Origin of the sequence: Brevibacillus nitrificans (assembly GCF_003710965.1) — a bacterium.
GTDB lineage: Bacteria > Bacillota > Bacilli > Brevibacillales > Brevibacillaceae > Brevibacillus > Brevibacillus centrosporus.
Window position 1 is genome coordinate 688932 of record NZ_RHHU01000010.1, and the last position, 19108, is coordinate 708039.

At 52.2% G+C, this 19108-nt stretch carries 18 protein-coding genes; 10 read left to right on the plus strand and 8 right to left on the minus strand.

Features of this window, described 5'->3' with window-relative positions; all coding sequences use genetic code 11:
- Positions 1-7 precede the first annotated feature (7 nt).
- Positions 8-523: a DinB family protein gene (locus EDM59_RS16855; RefSeq protein ID WP_122924660.1), complete on the plus strand. Its 516-nt coding sequence runs from the start codon at positions 8-10 to the stop codon at positions 521-523.
- A 134-nt stretch (positions 524-657) separates the two neighbouring features.
- Here EDM59_RS16855 and EDM59_RS16860 read toward each other — a convergent pair whose 3' ends face one another.
- Entirely contained in the window at positions 658-1032 is a 375-nt protein-coding gene (locus EDM59_RS16860) for a phage holin family protein (RefSeq protein ID WP_092274311.1), read from the minus strand.
- A gap of 208 nt (positions 1033-1240) precedes the next feature.
- Here EDM59_RS16860 and EDM59_RS16865 point away from each other — a divergent pair, with 208 nt between their 5' ends.
- From EDM59_RS16865 to EDM59_RS16880, 4 genes are all read left to right on the plus strand, one after another.
- On the plus strand, positions 1241-3598 hold the full coding sequence (locus EDM59_RS16865; protein WP_092274308.1) for an endonuclease MutS2: 2358 nt from the start codon (positions 1241-1243) through the stop codon (positions 3596-3598).
- 15 nt (positions 3599-3613) lie between these two features.
- Entirely contained in the window at positions 3614-4024 is a 411-nt protein-coding gene (locus tag EDM59_RS16870; protein WP_122924661.1) for a DUF350 domain-containing protein, read from the plus strand.
- A gap of 39 nt (positions 4025-4063) precedes the next feature.
- Complete coding sequence (locus EDM59_RS16875) at positions 4064-4369, plus strand: 2Fe-2S iron-sulfur cluster-binding protein (RefSeq protein WP_246011081.1); 306 nt, start codon at positions 4064-4066, stop codon at positions 4367-4369.
- Between the two features lie 264 nt (positions 4370-4633).
- Positions 4634-5932, plus strand: coding sequence for a nucleotide sugar dehydrogenase (locus EDM59_RS16880; protein WP_122924662.1), 1299 nt, complete (start codon positions 4634-4636; stop codon positions 5930-5932).
- A 74-nt stretch (positions 5933-6006) separates the two neighbouring features.
- Here the strand turns inward: EDM59_RS16880 and EDM59_RS31080 are convergent, their stop codons facing one another.
- Positions 6007-6168, minus strand: coding sequence for a hypothetical protein (locus EDM59_RS31080; protein WP_170184433.1), 162 nt, complete (start codon positions 6166-6168; stop codon positions 6007-6009).
- A 141-nt stretch (positions 6169-6309) separates the two neighbouring features.
- On the opposite strand from EDM59_RS31080, the gene EDM59_RS16885 reads away from it, so the two are divergent.
- The gene (locus EDM59_RS16885; RefSeq protein WP_092274297.1) at positions 6310-6510 is read left to right on the plus strand and encodes a cold-shock protein; all 201 of its coding nucleotides are present in this window, start codon (positions 6310-6312) and stop codon (positions 6508-6510) included.
- A 164-nt stretch (positions 6511-6674) separates the two neighbouring features.
- Positions 6675-7286: a thioredoxin family protein gene (locus tag EDM59_RS16890; RefSeq protein WP_122924663.1), complete on the plus strand. Its 612-nt coding sequence runs from the start codon at positions 6675-6677 to the stop codon at positions 7284-7286.
- Positions 7287-7364: 78 nt separating this feature from the next.
- Here the strand turns inward: EDM59_RS16890 and EDM59_RS16895 are convergent, their stop codons facing one another.
- Both EDM59_RS16895 and EDM59_RS16900 read right to left on the minus strand, forming a co-directional pair.
- On the minus strand, positions 7365-8192 hold the full coding sequence (locus EDM59_RS16895; RefSeq protein WP_122924664.1) for a M55 family metallopeptidase: 828 nt from the start codon (positions 8190-8192) through the stop codon (positions 7365-7367).
- A gap of 139 nt (positions 8193-8331) precedes the next feature.
- Complete coding sequence (locus EDM59_RS16900; RefSeq protein WP_122924665.1) at positions 8332-9465, minus strand: glycosyltransferase; 1134 nt, start codon at positions 9463-9465, stop codon at positions 8332-8334.
- A gap of 127 nt (positions 9466-9592) precedes the next feature.
- Here EDM59_RS16900 and EDM59_RS16905 point away from each other — a divergent pair, with 127 nt between their 5' ends.
- Both EDM59_RS16905 and EDM59_RS16910 read left to right on the plus strand, forming a co-directional pair.
- Positions 9593-10942 (plus strand): glycosyltransferase family 4 protein, encoded by a 1350-nt coding sequence (locus tag EDM59_RS16905; RefSeq protein ID WP_122924666.1) that lies wholly within the window; start codon positions 9593-9595, stop codon positions 10940-10942.
- 69 nt (positions 10943-11011) lie between these two features.
- Positions 11012-12166: an MFS transporter gene (locus EDM59_RS16910; RefSeq protein ID WP_122924667.1), complete on the plus strand. Its 1155-nt coding sequence runs from the start codon at positions 11012-11014 to the stop codon at positions 12164-12166.
- Between the two features lie 63 nt (positions 12167-12229).
- On the opposite strand, the gene EDM59_RS16915 is transcribed toward EDM59_RS16910, so the two are convergent.
- Genes EDM59_RS16915 through EDM59_RS16925 form a run of 3 tightly spaced genes read right to left on the minus strand, consistent with a single transcriptional unit; the run spans position 12230 to position 15934 of the window.
- Positions 12230-13045, minus strand: a complete 816-nt coding sequence (locus EDM59_RS16915) for a hypothetical protein (RefSeq protein ID WP_122924668.1) — start codon at positions 13043-13045, stop codon at positions 12230-12232.
- Entirely contained in the window at positions 13038-14666 is a 1629-nt protein-coding gene (locus EDM59_RS16920) for a hypothetical protein (RefSeq protein ID WP_122924669.1), read from the minus strand. The genes EDM59_RS16915 and EDM59_RS16920 overlap by 8 nt, the downstream gene beginning before the upstream one ends.
- Positions 14667-14671: 5 nt before the next feature.
- Positions 14672-15934, minus strand: coding sequence for an O-antigen ligase family protein (locus tag EDM59_RS16925; protein WP_122924670.1), 1263 nt, complete (start codon positions 15932-15934; stop codon positions 14672-14674).
- Between the two features lie 169 nt (positions 15935-16103).
- Here EDM59_RS16925 and murJ point away from each other — a divergent pair, with 169 nt between their 5' ends.
- Positions 16104-17630: a murein biosynthesis integral membrane protein MurJ gene (gene murJ / locus EDM59_RS16930; protein ID WP_122924671.1), complete on the plus strand. Its 1527-nt coding sequence runs from the start codon at positions 16104-16106 to the stop codon at positions 17628-17630.
- Here the strand turns inward: murJ and EDM59_RS16935 are convergent.
- Positions 17605-18981, minus strand: a complete 1377-nt coding sequence (locus tag EDM59_RS16935; protein ID WP_122924672.1) for a phenylacetate--CoA ligase family protein — start codon at positions 18979-18981, stop codon at positions 17605-17607. The genes murJ and EDM59_RS16935 overlap by 26 nt on opposite strands.
- Between the last annotated feature and the right edge of the window lie 127 nt (positions 18982-19108).

Here is a 19108-nt window from a genome sequence, read left to right on the forward strand (position 1 = left end):
GATCTGGATGTTGAATAATTCTTCGGCAATTATCGAGCAATACATACGGGATCTGGACGGATATTCGATAGGGCAGCTGCGATTTAATTCCGACGAAGACGTATGGTCGGTCGGACAAATGTATATTCACGTGATCGATGTGGCGAAAGAGTACATCGGGCATATTGAAACTTGTACCAAGGCAACAAACGAAGAGCCTGAAGGCAAGACGGAAGTCGGAACAAAGGCACTTGCCGAAAAAGAGTGGCCCAACATCAGTGTGAAACTTGAGCAACCGCCAAGCGCGACAAAAAACCCCGAAAGCAAGGATGAAATCATAGCCGGCCTGGAGCAGGTGCTAGAGAAGTTAGCCCACTGGGAGTGTCGTGTAGATGAGGCGAATCCGGATTGCAAGGTGCGCCATGGCTGGTTTGGTTGGCTCAACGCGCGTGATTGGTTTGAGATGGTTGGTATGCACAGCAGGCACCATTTGCGCCAGAAGGCGAAGCTGGACGAGAAGCTGGCAGAGGCAGGCATAAGCTAGCCAGATTTTCTAAAGCTTTTTACTCACTTATGTTTAAACAAAGCGGGAAACGCTTGTTCAATAAGCCGGCGAAAGTGCACGAAATAACAGAAGAAGAGCCAACCCATGATGAGTTGGCTCTTTTTTCATTTCAGCTACGTCTCTTGCTTGTTCCCAGCGTCTCCGTTGTGCAGATCCATATGGGTCTTGATCGGGATGAACAGGTCGATAATCCCGATGACAAGCGAAGCGAGCAGCGCCCCCAAGATCGTTACGTGGAAACCGGAAACGATATACTGGGTGAGGTAGATAACGACGGCGCTGACGATGAAGCCGACGATCCCCCGATTGTAAGGGGAGATACGATCGCCAAACATCGCTTCGATGACCCAGCCCAGCAGGGCAATGACAACAGCTGCGAGAAGAGCTGTCCAGAAGCTGCTAACGGAAAAGCCAGGTACGAGAAATCCGACAAACATCAGGACTACGGCAGCGACGATAAAGCGGACGATATGGCGCATGATCGTCATGTGTACTCCTCCTTTTAAATTGTTTCATACTCATTCTGGCTCTTTGGGTGTCGAACTATGCTACAGAAGGGCGTGTAAAATTATCCTTGGAACGGCTAGCATGATATAATGGTTAGAACGAATGGCTCACACAGCCTGTGTTTATCATTCCCCATGATCAGCAGGTTCCTGTAGGGAGAGCCATTGGCGGAAAGTAAGGAGGATGTAAGTGGAACAACGGGTGTTAAAAACATTGGAATACGATAAAATCGTTGCTCTCCTGGTGGATAAAGCGACTTGCACATATGGAAAAGAAAAAGCGGCAGAGCTGCTCCCGTTTACACGTATGGAGGAAGTGAGCATCGCCCAAAGAGGAACGTCTGAGGCTGCTACCGTGCTGCGTTTGAAAGGCAGCGTACCCCTCGGAGGAATCCGGGATATCCGTGGCCCTGTTCAACGCGCTCGTCTCAACGCGATGCTGGCGCCTTTGGAGCTTATGGATACGGCCAGTACCATTGCGGCAGGACGCAAGCTCAAGCATTTCCTGCTGGATATGTGCGACGACCATGAGCTGCCGCTGCTGCGCGATCAGGCAGAGCGGATCGAGGGCTTGCGAGAGCTGGAGATGGAGATTCGCCGCTGTGTCGATGAGAGCGGCGACATTTTGGATAGTGCCAGCGTAGAGCTGCGTTCCGTCCGTCAAGAAATTCGTCAGCTGGAAGCGAGAATACGGGAAAAGCTGGATCAGATGACCCGTTCTTCCTCGTACCAAAAAATGCTGATGGAAAGCATCGTGACGATTCGCGGAGACCGGTTTGTCATTCCGGTCAAACAGGAATACCGTCACGTTTTCGGAGGGATCGTCCACGATCAGTCCGCTTCGGGAGCTACGCTCTTCATAGAGCCAGAGGTCATCGTCTCCATGAACAACAAGCTTCGCGAGCTGCGTCTGCGCGAGGAGCGTGAGGTAGAGCGCATCCTGTACTTGCTGACTGAACAGGTAGCGTTTGCTGTAGAAGCGCTTCTGGAAAATGTAGAGGCTTTGACAGAGCTTGACTTTCTGTTTGCCAAAGCGCAGCTGTCCTGGAGCATGAAGGCGATCTGTCCGCGCATGAACGACCGTGGTTATTTGAATTTGCGAAAAGCGCGGCATCCTTTGATTCCCCGCGATGTCGTCGTACCGGTCAATGTAGAGCTTGGTGGAGAGTATCAGGCGATCGTCGTGACTGGTCCCAATACCGGGGGGAAAACCGTGTCCCTGAAAACGATCGGCCTGCTTTCCCTGATGGCGATGGCGGGCTTGCATGTGCCAGCCGAGGAAGAGAGCGAGATGACGGTATTTTCTTCCGTTTTTGCCGACATCGGAGACGAACAGTCCATCGAGCAGAGCCTGTCGACGTTTTCCAGCCATATGAAAAATATCATTCACATCCTGGAAACGATGGATGAGAAAAGCCTGGTTCTGTTTGACGAGCTGGGGGCAGGTACAGACCCGACAGAGGGTGCTGCCTTGGCGATGTCCATTATCGACCACGTCATCGAGTCGGGTGCTCGTCTGGTTGCGACGACACACTACAGCGAGCTGAAGGCGTATGCGTACGACAAGCCGGAGGTCATCAACGCGAGTGTGGAATTCGATGTGGAGACGCTACGGCCAACCTACCGCCTCATGATCGGTGTGCCAGGTCGCTCCAATGCGTTTGCCATCGCCAGACGTCTCGGGCTTCCGGAAGCGATCATCGACGCTGCACGCGGCTCCATCAGCGAAGAAGACAACCAGGTCGAAAGCATGATTGCCTCCCTGGAACGCAACCGCAAGACAGCGGAGGAAGATCGACAAAAAGCAGCCGAAATCAGACGGGAAGCAGAAAGACTGCAACGTGAGCTGGAAGAAGAGCGCGCGCGTTTTGCCGAAGAGAAAAACAAGCGCATGGAGCGGGCAGAAGACGAGGCGCGCATCGCCGTTCAACTGGCCAAGGAAGAAGCAGAGACCATTATCCGCGAGCTGCGTGAGATGATGGCAGAAGGTGTGGAAATCAAAGAGCATCGCCTGATCGATGCCAAGAAGCGCCTCGGCAATGCCGTCCTCGAGCTGGACAAAGAAAAAGTGAAGAAACCAGCCAAGGCGGTACGCGCGACACAGATTAAAGTGGGCGACGAAGTCATGGTGACGAGCTTTGGGCAAAAAGGGACCGTGCTGGAAAAAGTCAATAACGACGAGTTCCTCGTGCAAATCGGCATCATGAAAATGAAGGTAAAGCGCGAAGACATGCACGTGCAAAATTCCGTGCAGCAAAAACCGCAGGCAACCCCTTATACTTCGGTCAAGCGCAGAAGTGACAACATCAAGATGGATCTGGATTTGCGCGGCTACAATGTAGAGGATGGCATTCGCGAAATCGATCAATTCCTCGACGACGCCTTGCTGGCGGGGCTGCACTCCGTCTCGATCATTCACGGACATGGCACCGGTGTACTACGTAAAGGTGTCCACGAGTACTTGCGCCACCATCGCAACGTCAAATCCTTCCGCCTGGGCGGTCAAGGAGAGGGCGGAGTGGGTGCTACCATTGCCGAATTGAAATAAACGGGAGGGGACACCATGGGGAGCATGCTGCACAATCAATACTTTGCTACGGCTGCTTACTTTACCGTAACAGGGCTGATGATGATCCTGTTCCTATCCATTTTTGAGCTGGTGACGCGCTACCGTGTCTGGCATGAGCTAAAACAAGGGAATATGGCCGTGGCCATGGCAACAGGAGGGAAAATATTCGGCATCGCCAATATTTTTCGCTATTCCATTCAGGAGCATGCCTCGATGGGGCAGGCATTGATTGGGGCGACATTCGGGTACTTCCTCCTGTTGGTCGGCTACTTTATTTTTGAGTTTATGACACCCAGCTACAATATTGATGATGAAATCGCCAAAGACAACCGGGCGATCGGATTTATCGCCATGGTTTTATCCATCGGCTTCTCGTACATCATTGGTGCAAGCTTGACGCGTTAGGAATAGGCATTGCGTTGATTTCTAGGGAGGGTGAGAGATGTGGAACAGCCTGACTTGAAACAAAACGTTGTGACGGTTGTGCAGGGGGAAGTCGAGTCAACTGTATATTTGGCGGATGGAGACAATCTGCTCATGGGGCTCGTCCGCGCGAATTTGCCCGTGGAGTTCTTCTGTACGACCGGAAAGTGCACGACCTGTCGCTTGCGGGTGGAAATGACTGGCGATTCTGCAAAGCCACCCTCCGAGACGGAGCAGTATCGCTTGGGGATTGAGGCGATTGCCAAAGGCTATCGTCTGGCTTGTCAGGTGTTTGTAACGGGAGATATGCGTGTGTTTCTGCCGTGAAACCGTGATTGAACGACGAGGAAATCGAGAGTATAATTAGGTTTTGGCAGCAAAGCGCCCGGTTTCTTTTGGGGCTGCTGCCTAGGACTAGATGGAAACCTATGAGGAGGAACTAGCCTTGGAAACGTTATACAAGGTCCTTCTGGGATTATGTGTCGTATTTTTAGCGGCGGGGATTTACTATCTGTCGTAACCAATTTGCAGATGTCTGCGTAACAACTTGCGTGGACGATATCTAGAGAACGTGAAAGAGGAGATAGAAACATGACTCAGCCTGTACGCGTAGCTGTTGTGGGATTGGGGTTTGTCGGCTTGCCACTGGCACTTACCTATGCCATGAAAGGAGCAAGCGTGATCGGTATTGACGTTGTACCGCGTGTTGTCGAAGAGATTAATGCGGGGCGTTCCCATCATCTGGAGTCTTATCAGGGAAAGACCTTACCTGAAATCCTTCGTGAGCAGATTGACGCGGGGCGGTTCTATGCCACGACCTCGTATGCGGAAGCAGCGGCAAACGTGAATCATTATATTGTAACAGCAGGGCTGCCTGTTCATAACGGAGACCCGGACCTGGGACCGTTGAAAAGCTGTGCAGAAACGCTGGGCAGTGTACTGAAAAAAGGTGATACGGTCATGATCCGCAGTACGGTCGTGCCAGGGACGACGGAAGAAGTGGTTAAGCCCATTCTGGAAGAAGTCAGCGGCCTGGTTGCCGGCACGGATTTCTATCTGACCTATTGCTCGGAGCGCATTGCGGAGGGACGAGCTTTCGAAGAGTTCATCCACATGCCCCTCGTTTTGGGCGGAATCAACGAGGCAAGTGCGGAAAAAGGGAAAGAGCTTCTCTCGTTTATTAGTGAAACTGACGTGACGATTTCGGATATTCGCGTCGTGGAAACGGCAAAGGTGATTGAAAACATCCAGCGCGATGTCAATATTGCCATGGTTCAGGAATTTGCCCGTTTTGCTGAGGCGTTCGGAATCGATACGTTCGAATTAATTAAAGTAGCAAATACGCATACTCGCGTAAACCTGTTGACGCCAGGGCCAGGAGTGGGAGGATTCTGCTTGCCGAATGCTCTGTACTACCTGCAGCCAAAGGCGAGAGAACTGGAAGTGAGCCTTCCGATCCTGCAGCAAGCTCGCATGACCAACGATGCTGTTCCGGAAGTGCTGATCAACATGCTGGAACGCGTGCTGAAGGAAAAGGGCAAAACGCTGGCAGGAAGCCGTGTAGCCGTTCTGGGACTGGCTATGAAGGACTTCTCCAACGACGACCGTGTCAGCCCTGTCAATGATCTGATCAGGCTGCTCCAGACAAAAGGAGTAGAGGTTCGTTCCTATGACCCAGCCGTGCCGACACGATACGAGCACAAGGCAGAAAGCTTTGAGGCGGCAGTCAAGGATGCAGACGCACTGTTCCTTACAGCCGTACAAAAAGAGTTTGCAGAAGCGGATTGGGCCGCGGTAGCCGAACAAATGGCGGATTCGCCGATCCTGTTTGATACGAAAAACCGTATCCCGCGTGACCTGGTGAGCAAGGCTACCGTGGTGCGCATCTAAAAGGGAAAATACTCCCAGCGAAAAACCTCCACAGACACAGGTCACGTGGAGGTTTTTGCTTGCATGCATGTCAGTCAATCCTTCAGCTCAGTAATGACCTCGGATGCGAACTTTTCGTCGGGGGTCGGAAACATCTGATACTGATGGCGAATCTCGATTTCCTTTTCGTCTAGGGCCGCTTGCTGCAGTTCAGCTTGCTTTTCAAGGTCAGCCTGCCTTTCCTTTTGCCCAGCCATAAATCGATCACCTCCTGTACTTGTATAATGTGTTCCTCTAGAGGTTGAGCCATGCTGAATAGATTTCACCTAGAAGGGAAAGCTAGTCAAGGTAAGACAAAATTTTAACTTCATGTAAGGGTTACATGCTAGGAGGCAAAAATGGAACGCGGTAAAGTAAAATGGTTTAACAGCGAAAAAGGGTTTGGCTTCATCGAGCGCGAAGGCGGAGAGGATGTATTCGTTCACTTCTCGGCTATTCAAGGGGATGGCTACAAGACACTGGATGAAGGACAGGAAGTTACGTTTGATGTTGAGAACGGCCAACGTGGACCGCAAGCAACAAACGTCCAGAAAGTCTAACCAAACAACCAACAGACTCATTTACTTGAGTCTGTTTTTCTATTTTTAGAGGATGCGCAGCCAAAAAACTGACCATGACATTCCGAGAGAAACTGACCCTGTTTAAAGGGTCAGTTTTTTTGTAAGCTTTTCGTAACAATCGATCTAGCAAAGGATGTGCCGAAATGAACAAGACGTTGAACCTGAAACATAAAATAGGCCAGGGAATCTCACCACATGCCTTCATGGAGAGCATGGAGATCAGGACGATGGAGCTCAGCGGGATCCCGAACACGAAAGAAAAGATGATCGGGAATTACGAGCATTTCACGTGGGCGCGTGCAGAGGACAAAGCATTCTTTGGCTCTATTCCCGAGCACGAGGATCTTCATTGTCTCATCCTGTGTACGGATTGGTGCCCAGATGTCATCTGGAACGTGCCGGTGTTATTTCGGGTAATGGAGCAGGCACGAATGACGATAGAAGTCTTGATCATGGAAGATCACTTGGAGACGATGGACCAATTTCTTACGGATGGTGGCCGGGCTCAGCCGATCGCAGTATTTGTAAAGAGAAGTGGAGAGGTACTGGGCAGATGGGGGGCTCGTCCTGCTTATATTCAAGCAGTGATGGATCACTTTAAAGCCACTCATCCCGATAAGCAAGATCCGAAATACCAAGAAGACCTGAATCAGACCTATAGGGAAATCGGGAAGCTTTACCGAGATGGAAACGAGTATCAGCGAGTGATGCTCCAAGAGCTAAGAGAGCTGATTCTTGGATGGGAACTTCACTAGGCGGATAGAAACAAACAAGACAGTGGCAGTCTAGGATTTTGCGTCCATGACTGCCACTGTCTTATTGTGAGAAAGCCTTTAGAAAAACTCGGCTTCCCCTGCGAGATTGAGCATGGAACGCATCGTTTTGTACAGGTCGTGTGCGTCCTTCACGGTGTAATACAGAGTGTTGGTTTCGGTCTCATAGCGGGTACCTGGCGTGATCGCAGCCATTTCTGCTTGTCCGGCATGGGAAAACTCCACGCCCATCTCTACAGGCTCGCCAAATTCGAGAGGAGCGATGCTGCCGATCTGGGAGAGTGCCAGCATCGTTTTTGTTTTGAGCTCAGCCGTTGCAGCCTCGCGGGACAGACAGAGTGCCGCGGTACGAGATACGGCTTTCTTGACGACGGCTGTTGAGATGCCAGGGATCAGGGCCTTGGCTTCTTCTGCGATTAAATCATCGCCTGACACCATGACGACCGGTACTTTCAACATCCCAGCGTAAACGGCATTAAAGCCGAATTCGCCCACGACACGCCCGTTGATATACAGGTTGCGGATGACACCGGACATCGTGTGGCTCAGTACACCAGGAACGCCCTGACGCGTGTGGTAGCCAACAAACAGGGCGGCGTCGTAGCTTTCATCCAGTTCCTGCATCATGGAGTAATTGCGAGGGGAGCCAGCCAGAAGCTTTACTTTTGGATGCAAGGACTCCCACAAAATATTGTTCATCGTGTTGTGGCTGTCAGCAACGACGATCTCTGTCGCGCCCGCATCAAAAGCGGCTTCGATCACCGCATTGGCGTCGTCTGTCATAAACTTGCGTCCGCGTTGATAGTTGACACCCGCATCAGGATTGATATAGCTGTTATCGACGATGCCTGAGATCCCTTCCATGTCAACTGATAGAAATAGTTTCATCCGTTGTTCATCCTCTCGGGTATGTTTCAAAAAATTGCCTCAGTTCTATGAAACCAGATTGTTCGACAGGAGGCAACTACGAAAAACCTTACGCAAAGAAAAAGCACGACGGCGTTTGAAAGACGACACGTCGCGCTTTTTAGCGGAGCATTTTTCGGTAGAGACTTACGATCTGCTCCGTCATTTTTTCGATCGTAAAGGAGCGTTCGACCCGCGACAAAGCCCGCTGGACCATCGCATCTGACAGCGCAGCCGAGTTCATCAGCTTTTCCATGGCCCCTGACAAGGCAGCTGGATCTCCAGGCTCGACGACCAGTCCGGTGTCCTCATGGAAGACAAATTCTTTTACACCGCCGACATTGCTGGCAATGACAGGAACCTCCGAAGCCATCGCTTCAATGATCGTGTAGCCGAGACCTTCGTAAAATGAGGAGTGTACGAAGGCATCACAAGCGTGCAGGCATGCGGGAATGTCTTGGCGAAAGCCGGCAAAGCGGACGCGTGCTTCCAGGCCGAGCTTACGTACCTGCGCTTCCAGGCTCTCCCGTTCAGGACCGTCTCCTACGAGCACGAGGTAGGGACTGCTGGCGGTATTCGCCTCAAACTTGGAAAAGGCATCGACGAGGACAGACAGCCCTTTCACCGGCACGAAGCGTGCAACTGTGGCAAAGACAAAAGCATCCTGGGGAAGCTCCCACTCCGTACGCAAACGAGTACGATCCTCTTCGCGCAACTGATTTTGGCGATAGGGAGACAAATCCATTCCATTGTAAATGACGCTGATATCACGAGAGGCAACGCCCTGCTCGCGCAAGATGCTCGCCAAAGCTTCGCTGATCGCGATGTAGTGCTGGTTCCACTGCCGAGTACTCCGCTCCATCAGATTGACGATCGCATAGGCGAGAGGGCTGGAATAATCGTAGCGCAGCGAGCTGTGGACGGTCGTCAGCATCGGGATTCTCAGTCCGCGGGCCGCCAGTCTGGAAAAGAAGTTCGCTTTGACACCATGTGTATGTATGATTGCTGGTTGAAAGGCGTGGAACGTATTCCGCAAAGCCCGGAGCAGTCGTAAGTCAAAGCGCCCGAACTGATTCAGCGTAAAGACAGTGATCCCCGCTTGTCTCAGTTTGCTGGCAAAGAGGGAGTCATAAAAGCAAACGACTGCTACCTCCACTTCTTCGACGGAAAACGTGGAGACCAGATTGAGGATATGCTGTTCCGCTCCGCCAAATTCCCCCCCGCCAATCACGTGGAGGACTCGTAATTTGCTCATCTAAATTCACCCGAATCGTAATAAAAAGCCATTTTCACTATAGCAGATGCCTGATAGATTCGCAATAAGCCAGGACTTATGGTATCGTGTATTCAGGAAAATGAAAAGGACAAGGACGGTTACAGAAATGAATAAGCGCAACGTGTTGATCATCTGCTACATCTTTCCTCCCATCGGAGGCGGTGGTGTGCCAAGACCTCTGAAAATGGCCAAATATTTAGGGGAGTTTGGCTGGAGAGTTCATGTGCTGACAGTGGAGCCTGCCTATCATGCCACGCTGGACCCATCTCTTTTAGCACAGCTTCCAGCTGAAGTGACCATTCATCGGGCAAAGGAGTGGAAGCTGCTGCCAAATCGGGGAGCAGCGGCAGTACCAGCGAAGCCTGATTCAGAAGGAGCGTCAGTGTCGAAGCCTTCTGCCAAGGCCTTGCTGAAAAAACAGGTGATCAACGTTCTGAAGAAAGCCAAGCCGTACTTGCTGATTCCGGACGATCAAATATTGTGGCTGCCGAACGCTGTGAAGCTTGGGCGCGAAATCATGAAGCGTGAGAAGATCGACGTGATTTTCTCCACATCGGGACCTGTTACGAACCACTTGGTCGCCCGCAACCTGGCGCGACAGTTTGACTGCAAATGGGTAGCCGATTTCCGAGATCCGTGGACGCAAAACATGCACACATCGGGGATCGCTTGGCGCGAGCAGATGGAAGAGCGGATGGAAGCAGATGTCATGCTGGAAGCGGATGCGATTACGACGGTGACAGCGACGTTTGCAAAAAATTTTCAAGACAAGCATCAGGAGCGCATCAAGCGGCTTGAGCTCATTTACAACGGATTTGACCAGGCTGACTTCGAAGGACTTGCGCCGAGCCATGAAGCACCAGGCAAATTCCACGCCGTATACGCCGGAATTCTGTATCAAAAACGCAATCCACGGCTGCTGTTGCAAGCCATTCGCGAGCTGATCGATGCAGGAGAAGTCGATCAAAATGACCTGCTGCTCAGCTTTGCCGGTGTGTTTGACTATCCGGGCTATTCCGAAAATGGCGACTGCGTAGAGAAGTTAAACTTGGGAAGCATTGTCCGTGTATTGGGCAACCTGCCGCACAAGGATGCTCTCGGATTGATGAAAGGAGCAGATGCCCTGCTGCTGATTGGTGATGTTTCTGCTGACGCAGGTGCGTACATCCCAGGTAAGCTCTATGAGTACATGGGGATCGGAAATCCGATTCTCGCGCTGAACAAGGCAGGGGAAGCGACAGAAATCATTGAGAAATTCCAATTGGGCCAGGTTGCAGACCCTGAGGAAAAGGATGCGATCAAAGAGGCTTACCTGCAGCTGTACAAGGATTGGAAGGCGCAGGGGATTCGGAGCCAGGCGGAGCGCGGAGCCGATTTCGCAAGCAGAGTCAAGCCGTACGAACGCCGCGAGCAGGCGAGACAGCTGGCTGAGCTCATGACGGATCTGGTGGAGTAGAAATAGGAAATCGCATACCCCGTAGCCACAGGTTACGGGGATTTTCGTCGGAAATGGAGACTGAATACAGTGAAGCTGGGCATTCAAAGCTTGCGCGCTTATAACTTTTTTTATTTTTCTCTGCTATCCATCTTCATCTCGTTTGTACCCGTGTACTTGACGTTCCGCGGCGTAACCCCGGGGGAAATCGGGATGATGGTTGGCTTTGGCTCGTTCATTGGCATTCTCTCCCAGCCTTTCTGGGGGATGGTGAGTGACAAGTACAAGACAATCAAGCGCATTATCCTCCTCACACTGGGAGCATCCATTCTGGTAGGAATGATGTTGTTTACCACGAATCATTTTTCCTTTTTGTTTCTGTTAGTAGGCGCGATGTACTTCTTCCTGCTGCCTACAGACCCGTTGACGGAAAGCCTCAATTACCGAGTGGCGCAGCAGCATCAGATCAGCTTCGGATCGATTCGGACGTTCGGAGCGATTGGATATGCCACAGCGTCCTTGATCATCGGGTGGACCGTGGATCAGCTGGGGATGGATCGTCTTAGCTGGCTCTTTTTGGGCTATGGACTGCTCGCATTTGTGTTTGCGCTCGTCGTCTCCGATGCCCCCTCCAGCAGCAAGAAGCTGTCCAGACAGGAGCTCAAGCAATTTTTCTTCTATCCCAAGACCCTGCAATTCTTTTTGCTGGTGCTGATCGCGGCGACACCGCATCGCACCAATGACAGCTTTCTCGGTGTTTTCGTCCAAAGTCTCGGCGGGAGCACGGGCGATGTGGGACAGGCGTGGTTTTTTGCGGCCATCAGCGAGGTGCTCTTTTTCGCCCTCAGTGCCCGTATCCTGCAAAAATGGAGCGAGATCAAGCTGATTACATGGGCAACCGCTTTGTACACGATCCGTTACGCATTGTGTGCCATGGCGCCGTCCGCCGAGTGGGTCGTGTATTTGCAGCTGACCCAAGGCGTAACCTTTGTCATCTTTTATACGGCGACCATTCAGTACTTGTACCGGATCATTCCTGAGGAGTGGAAAGCGACCGGACAAACGATACTGGCTGTCCTGTTCTTCGGAATCTCCGGCATTATCGGATCGATCGCTGGGGGATGGGTGTTTCAGCAATGGGGAGGAGCGGCCTTGTACATGGTCATGGGTATCCTTTCGCTTGTTGCCTGCGGGTATAGCTTGACGCTCTGGAGGTCACAGCGCACAGAAGAAATCCAATCGTAAGCAAAAAAAGAGCTGATCGCGTTGCCGCGTCAGCTCTTTTTGTATCTCGTGCTGCAGACTTGATTAGTACAGCAGGTACTTCTCGACTTCCGACGGATCCTTGATATGAATACCCGGATCATTGTATTTGTACAGCTGGAATAGCACCTGCTGATCCATTGTCCCGGCTTCTGGCAGCGGGAGGATGATCCATGTCTCGTACTGGTGAATCAGACGGTCATCCTTGCCGATCCAGAACGTTGTTTTGATCGTGGATTCGCTTAAAATGTAGTCCAGATCAGGTCGATTGCCCAGCTTCTGCTTCAGCGGATCCAGTAGAACGCTTTTGCTGGTTTTCAGCCATTCAGCACCTGTCATTTTGAGCTGGAAAGGAACGCATACGGTTCCGTACACTTTATCATCTGGCAGCTGAACGGCTTTGTCCATAAAAGGCAGCCAGTCGTCAAAGCCAGCCAATACGTCAAACGCAAGTGGATCTTCGTTTGCCGTCAGCCAGTAATCGTTGGCGCGGATGTAGCGCTTGTCGTCGATGCGGTAGTACTGGTATGGCTGTGCCGCGATGCGGGCATCCACGTTGTAGCCTTTGCCGTTGACGACGGCACCGTTGAACATGCTGGTCGTGGAACGGGAGAGGATCATGTTTTTTACATGTCCTTTATACCAGTAGGATTGAGCTTCCGGGTCTGTTTTCGCTTTTTCCAAAGCGGTTTTCAGCCAGTCTGCTCCGGATTCCGTCTGCGCCGTTGTCGTCTGTTCCGGTGTAGTCCCAAAATTGGTGGAAGCGAACGATTTTGGACCAGACTCATAGGTGCACCCGCCGAGCAGGGCAGCCGCGCAGATGCCAGCGAGCAATGCCGATGCCTTCGTAAGCTTACGCATGGCGAACCCTCCTTACTACGCCGTAACCCAATAGCCCGATAAACAGAATAATCGTGAGTGTGAGCACTGGGACGTTGTGTGGTTTGAATACGAGCACGCGATGTGTGTTGTAAATGGTGGCGACGATTTCGTTTTGCTTGTCGCCATCGACGTCTCCGACTTGGACGTTGATCAGCGGCAGGTAAATCCGCCAGTTTTCTTCCAGCCCATCTGGGGTATAGTTGTATCCGCTCAAATAGCGGCTGTCTGTCGTACTTACCCAGCTTTTGGCCTTTGCGATAATTTCCGGCTGACCGGCTCCGACAGAGGCGAAGTTGGAGAAGCGGAAGCTCTTGTCGTTTTCCGCGCTTGCCCACAAAATTTCCCACGTGCCATCTGCTTTCGGCTTCAGGATGTAGGACGGCTTTCCTGCGATCAAAAGCTCGTCGACTTTGTCATGGTCGATATCTGCTGGGATAAATTCCCCCGTAGCCAGCTCCGCTTCTTTGCGTGTCAGCGTGTAGGCTTCTGTAAGCGTACCATCTGCCTCCACCTTCAGGACGCTCAGGTGCTCGCCCATCGTGATCAAGCCTTCGCTGCCATCCGGGAGCATCATGGTTGTCATGAGCTTTGTCGCTTTGGTCGTTCCGCCAAACGGTTTGCCGTCATACGTTCCTGTCAGCATGCCGCCCTTGATGTGCAAATCTTTGTATTTGCTGCCCATCTGCCTGCGCAGGTCCATGCTTCCGTCGTTTTCCTCCAGCTGATTGGCGATGTTGTCCATATCCAGCATGAAAGCGCGATAAGGAGCAGTCCCTACCTGCAGCATAGCTTCCGCGTAAGGCTGGCGCTGTACGTTTGGCACCAGCTGACCGTCTTTCATCGTATAGTACGGAAAGCCAGGGTAGTCTGTAGGCAGCTGCTGCTTCAGAACCGTCATGGTCTCAGCAGGGATCTGGTCATTTGGCATGCGAACCATTTTGCCATCCTTCCAGGTCAAGACGTACAACGAGACCGGTTCAGGCTGCAGGTGTAGAAGCTTATCTGCCAGTGCCTTTTTCTCTTCTTCCGTCTCCGGCTTTTTCGCCGCCTCTTCCGGAAGAGGGAGCTCTTCCGCATTTCCGTAAGTAATAATCTCTTGCTTGCCGTCGTGATCCACGTCGTACAAAGCCATCGGGAAGTAGTCCACCCATTGACCGTTGTAGAGGCGATCGGATTCGTATTTCACCGTGAAATGGCTCAGGGCTGCCAGCGTGTCCCGATTGAAGGTCACATTGGCGAGCAGGGCAACGATCACGAGGGACCCAACCGCTTTCCAGTTCAGACGTCCATACCATTTGGCGAGGAGCGCGATGACGATGATTGCAATGGCTCCGCCTATCAATAGAGCTGCCGTTGTTTTCACATCGACCCGTGTCAGTGCACGGTCAAGCAGCAAGGCAGCGATCGTAAAGGCAAGAACTTGCCTGCGTTCCTTTGGATGGACCACGTAAAAGCAGAAGGCCAGAAGTGGCAGAAACACCAAGAGAGCGATCCACGTCAGGTCGAGAAATGCAGGTTTGATGAGCAAGTGGTAAATGAGCAGCAGAGCAATGGCGTACAATGCCCAGCCGACCGTCGTTAGAATAGGATTGCGTCGCATGGGATTCACCACCTTTTTGTTTGGGTTTGGTCGACGAATAAAGCGCAGAAGAAGCCGCCAAACAGCCAGAAGTAAAGGGCCATGAACGGCACCTCAAAAATGTTTTCCACCAAATTGTGCAGGGCGACTGCAAAGAGTCCACCGAATAGTCCCAACAGGGCGAAGAAATACGGCGACTCTGTCAGGCTGCGAATGACTTTCATACTGTAACGAAGCATTTGCGCGACGAGACCGATCAGCATGATAATCCCGATCAAGCCAAATTCAGCAAGGCTCTTGAAGAAGTAGCTGTCCGAGTAAATGGTGCCGAAATGACGCGAAGCAACCGCTCCGCCGTGATGACCGAGGCCCACGCCAAACAGTGGCTCGACACGCATTTTGTCATAAGCTTCCCCCCAGCGACCGAGGCGTCCTCCTTCCAGACTGGAAGACATATAGTCAGCCGTAAACAGAGTGAAAATCCGGTTTTTGATCGTACCTACGAGTGGGACTGACTCAGGAACAAAGAATAGAGCCACGACCCCGATGATTCCAGCGAGAACGAGGTAGCCTGCAATACGCTTGTTCCATATGTAGCAGCAAATGAACAGCGAAAACGCTAAAGCAAACCAAGCGCCGCGAGATCCGGTAAGCAGCAGCGCAAGCAGTGTTGTCAACGTAACGACTGCCCACACCAGCTTTTCTTTCCGGGATGGTGCCTTCAGGAAAAGTCCGGCAGCCACAGGAGCAATCAGAGCCATGTAGCTTCCCAGAACGTTGGGGCTTGTCACAAAGGAAAAAGCGCGAGTCGTGATCGCTTCTCCTTCCTGTACCCAGGATTCAGGAGTCTGTACACCCACGACGACCTGCATGACACCGACGAGACCTGCCAAAAATCCGACGAGGGCAAGTCCCTTCATCAGTTTGTCCAGCTGCTCCAGCGACTGCAGCAGGTAAAATCCCATCAGGAAGGCAATGATGTACTGATAGACCGAACGGAAACCTTCCACGCTCGCATCCCAGTTGGCCATGTCGGTTACCATCAAAGCGATGCCGAGGACCAGAAAGGCGATCAACAGGTGCTTGATCTTGGGCATCGTCCGTTTGCCCTGGAAATAGGCAACGAACGTAAAGCCCAAAAGGATCAGGAGCAGACCTTCATCCCAAAAAGACGAAACGACAGGAATCGGTAGAATTTTCCGCAACACATAATCAATGACAGGATAGGCCAAAAGCAAATACAACCACGTAGTTGATTGGCTTCCCCACTTCAACACGGTTTCTCTCATTTTGATTGTAGTCCTCCTACACGCTTAGGATTAACCTGTCTATTATAATGAATCCATCTATCCCGCCGCAACCCAGGCAGGAAAGAGGTTGGTAGGAACCATAGAAATAAGATATGATATCAAGGTATTAACAGCATTCGTCGTTTACTAGAGATAGGAGATAAGGTACATGAGTTTGTTACGAATCGCTTCAATGATCGTCGTATTGACGCTGGTAGGAAGGCTGCTTGGCTTTTTCCGCAGCATCTATCTATCCAGCTTGTACGGCACGGGAATGGAGTCGGATGCCTTTAACATTGCGGCGACGATTCCACTCACGCTGTTCCTGGTCGTGCCTGGAGCTGTCAATGCCATTCTGATCCCGACCATGCGCGGGCTGATGGAAAAGCAGCAGCGCACAACTGAGCTGTACCACAAAATGCTGACGGTCATTCTGGTCATATTCGTCGTGTTGGCGGGACTGGGAGTAGGATTCTCGCGGGAACTGGCTGCCATGTTCGGTTTGTCGGGTGCAAAGCTGGAAATGACGGCTGACATGCTGCGGTGGATGTGGCCATCCGCGATCTTTATCGGCTTGACCGGGCTTTGGTCGAGCATTTGCAATTCGCATCAGCATTTCTTTACACCGACGCTCGGGACAGTGGCAAATGGGGCTGTAGTCATTGTTAGCATGTACGTTCTCGTGCCGCTCTACGGACCGAACGGCCTGGCGATTGCCACTACCTTGGGCTACTTGGCGGCGATGGTGACCATGATCCCGACCATGCGCCGTTTCGGCTACGACCATCGCCTGTCATTTGCCTGGAAAAATGACGAGGCACTAAAAGGAATGGGCGAGCGTGTCATCCCGATTTTGATCGGAGCTGTGGTGGCACAAGCGACGACCTTCCTGGAGCGAGGTTTCGCAGAGGGCGTTGGAACGGGAGTAATTTCTGCGCTGGCGAACGCCAACCAGATCGTGCAAATGCCTATGGCGATATTCGTAGGAGCGTTCACTTTGCCTCTTTTTCCGTTGCTCGCCAGTCACGTGAAGCGCGGCGAGATGAAAGAGATGAAGCAAATTCTGCAAAAAGGGCTGGCCTACCTGCTTATCCTGCTCATCCCGGTGACGGTCGGTCTGGCTTTGTACGCGGAGCCAATCGTCCGCCTGGCCTTTCAACGGGGCGCGTTTGATGAACATTCCGTCGCTTTGACAGCGTGGGCGCTGCCGTTCTATGGCCTCGGGCTTTATTTTCTGGCAGCACGCGATTTGCTTACACGAGCGTTTTATGCGTTGGAAAACACGCGAACCCCCGTGGTGATCGGAGCGATCGGGATTGTCGTATATGCAGCTGCCAACTGGCTTTTGATTCCGTGGATGGGGCACGGTGGAATTGCCCTGGCCAATGCCCTATCCGCCCTCAGTCAGGCTGTGTTGCTGTTTATTTGGCTGTGGAAGGCGGTAGGTGTCCCCGTGCAAGGCGGCTTCCTGAAAACACTCGCCAAGACGCTGCTGGCGTGTCTGGTCATGGGAGCAGCGATTGTGCTGGCAGACCCGTGGCTGTCCCTTTTGCCTCTGTGGATCTATCTGCCGCTCGGGATTGTGGCTGCAGCACTGCTGTATTTGGCTGTGCTCGCGATCCTGCGCGAGCCTTTGGTTTCAGAGCTGCTGCAAAAGGTACGCAGACGTTCTACTCCAGCGCCTGGACGCTCTTGAGCGGGCATTCACGAATGGCATAACGAAATTTTCCTGAGCCGGTCGGTGGAATCTGGTCGACGTACGCTACCTGTACACTGACTTCACCAAGTGCCATCCGAATGCCCGCCAGCAGGCGATCCTCGTCAACGGTGTGAAAGCGGCCGGGTTCTTTTACCAGCTTCAGGCTCAGACTTTGCGGCTCATGCTGGATGAGCTGAAACGTGCGAAAGCTTTCCAAATTGCGTACGATGTGGTTGAAATAATGACCATGGACATACTGCCCATTTTGCGAAATAAACATATCGTCTTCTCTTCCGTCAATCGTGTCCAGGAGTGGATAGCTGATGCCACAAGGGCATAATTCTGGGGAAAGCGCGACGACATCGCCCAGCTGATAGCGCAGGCGAGGCATGACCGTATTGTGCAGATCCGTGACGAGCAAGACGCCGGATTCCCCTGGATAAAGGGGGAGATGGGTGATGGGATCTACGACCTCCAGGTAGCAATTCTCACTGAAGGCGTGCATCCTGCCGGCCGGACACTGATAGGCGATGATCCCTCCATCACGGGCTCCGTATTCATTGATGACGGGAGCCTGAAACGCTTCTGCGATTACCTTTCGCTGATGATCATGCAGGCTCTCTGCCGTAGAAACCACGCCTTTTAACGGGATTCCAATCGTCCATCCTCGGTTCAGCATCATCTCGGCAAGGATATGAAGAGCAGAGGCATACCCGTATAAATAAGCAGGCCGAAATCGTTGAATGAGCGTCAAATGCGTCTGCAGCCTGCGTTCGTCCAGTTCGTAGGCGGAGAGAAGCAGCCGGTTTTTCATCCAGCGTTCCTTCCAGCGATACCGTTTGGCTTGCTGCTGGTTCAGTTCCAAGGGAGATCCCCAAATCATCACGGATGGATCCCCGATCTGGATGCCGTGCCAGGATAGGCCGAGCCAGCGAGCCGCTTCGTAATGCTCGACGGCGATGCGGTCTAGGTAAAAGCGAGTGGGCTCTCCAGTTGAACCGCCTGTCCGGTTTCCGATGAGCTGGGTGGAACTGACGCCTTTCGTTACGTAATCGTCCGCATGCAGGCGGAAATGAGTTTTGCTGAGGATGGGGATGCGCTGTAAAAAACGCTCAGGAGGAATGCGGCTCGTGTCCCACTCCGACGCGAACGACGCGTAAGCCGGGACTTTGTGCACAGCATGCTGAAGCAGGCGTCCCAGCTTTTCTCTTTGTCGATCTAGCAGCTGTTCCTGAGAAAAGCCCTGCGCATGCTGCAAATCTCGCAAGTAGTGGCGTGTCCGATTTTCCTTCAGTCGTTCCATTAGTGGCCACTGAACGTTTCGGATCAAAAATCCGGTAACAGGCATGATTACCCCTCCTATTCATGGCAGACGATTCTAAGAAGTCGATCAATCTACGTTTCAACAGTATTCCTGCCAAATTCCATCGTTATACCTGTTTGCTGGAAAGGGTAAATGATAGTAGGATAGAGAG

What these genes read in the sequence shown, in the direction of transcription:
- EDM59_RS16855 (WP_122924660.1), top strand. Translation starts at nt 8, where the DNA reads ATGTTGAATAATTCTTCGGCAATTATCGAGCAATACATACGGGATCTG.
- EDM59_RS16860 (WP_092274311.1), bottom strand. Translation starts at nt 1,032, where the DNA reads ATGACGATCATGCGCCATATCGTCCGCTTTATCGTCGCTGCCGTAGTC.
- EDM59_RS16870 (WP_122924661.1), top strand. Translation starts at nt 3,614, where the DNA reads ATGGGGAGCATGCTGCACAATCAATACTTTGCTACGGCTGCTTACTTT.
- EDM59_RS16880 (WP_122924662.1), top strand. Translation starts at nt 4,634, where the DNA reads ATGACTCAGCCTGTACGCGTAGCTGTTGTGGGATTGGGGTTTGTCGGC.
- EDM59_RS31080 (WP_170184433.1), bottom strand. Translation starts at nt 6,168, where the DNA reads ATGGCTGGGCAAAAGGAAAGGCAGGCTGACCTTGAAAAGCAAGCTGAA.
- EDM59_RS16885 (WP_092274297.1), top strand. Translation starts at nt 6,310, where the DNA reads ATGGAACGCGGTAAAGTAAAATGGTTTAACAGCGAAAAAGGGTTTGGC.
- EDM59_RS16890 (WP_122924663.1), top strand. Translation starts at nt 6,675, where the DNA reads ATGAACAAGACGTTGAACCTGAAACATAAAATAGGCCAGGGAATCTCA.
- EDM59_RS16895 (WP_122924664.1), bottom strand. Translation starts at nt 8,192, where the DNA reads ATGAAACTATTTCTATCAGTTGACATGGAAGGGATCTCAGGCATCGTC.
- EDM59_RS16900 (WP_122924665.1), bottom strand. Translation starts at nt 9,465, where the DNA reads ATGAGCAAATTACGAGTCCTCCACGTGATTGGCGGGGGGGAATTTGGC.
- EDM59_RS16905 (WP_122924666.1), top strand. Translation starts at nt 9,593, where the DNA reads ATGAATAAGCGCAACGTGTTGATCATCTGCTACATCTTTCCTCCCATC.
- EDM59_RS16915 (WP_122924668.1), bottom strand. Translation starts at nt 13,045, where the DNA reads ATGCGTAAGCTTACGAAGGCATCGGCATTGCTCGCTGGCATCTGCGCG.
- EDM59_RS16920 (WP_122924669.1), bottom strand. Translation starts at nt 14,666, where the DNA reads ATGCGACGCAATCCTATTCTAACGACGGTCGGCTGGGCATTGTACGCC.
- EDM59_RS16925 (WP_122924670.1), bottom strand. Translation starts at nt 15,934, where the DNA reads ATGAGAGAAACCGTGTTGAAGTGGGGAAGCCAATCAACTACGTGGTTG.
- murJ (WP_122924671.1), top strand. Translation starts at nt 16,104, where the DNA reads ATGAGTTTGTTACGAATCGCTTCAATGATCGTCGTATTGACGCTGGTA.
- EDM59_RS16935 (WP_122924672.1), bottom strand. Translation starts at nt 18,981, where the DNA reads ATGCCTGTTACCGGATTTTTGATCCGAAACGTTCAGTGGCCACTAATG.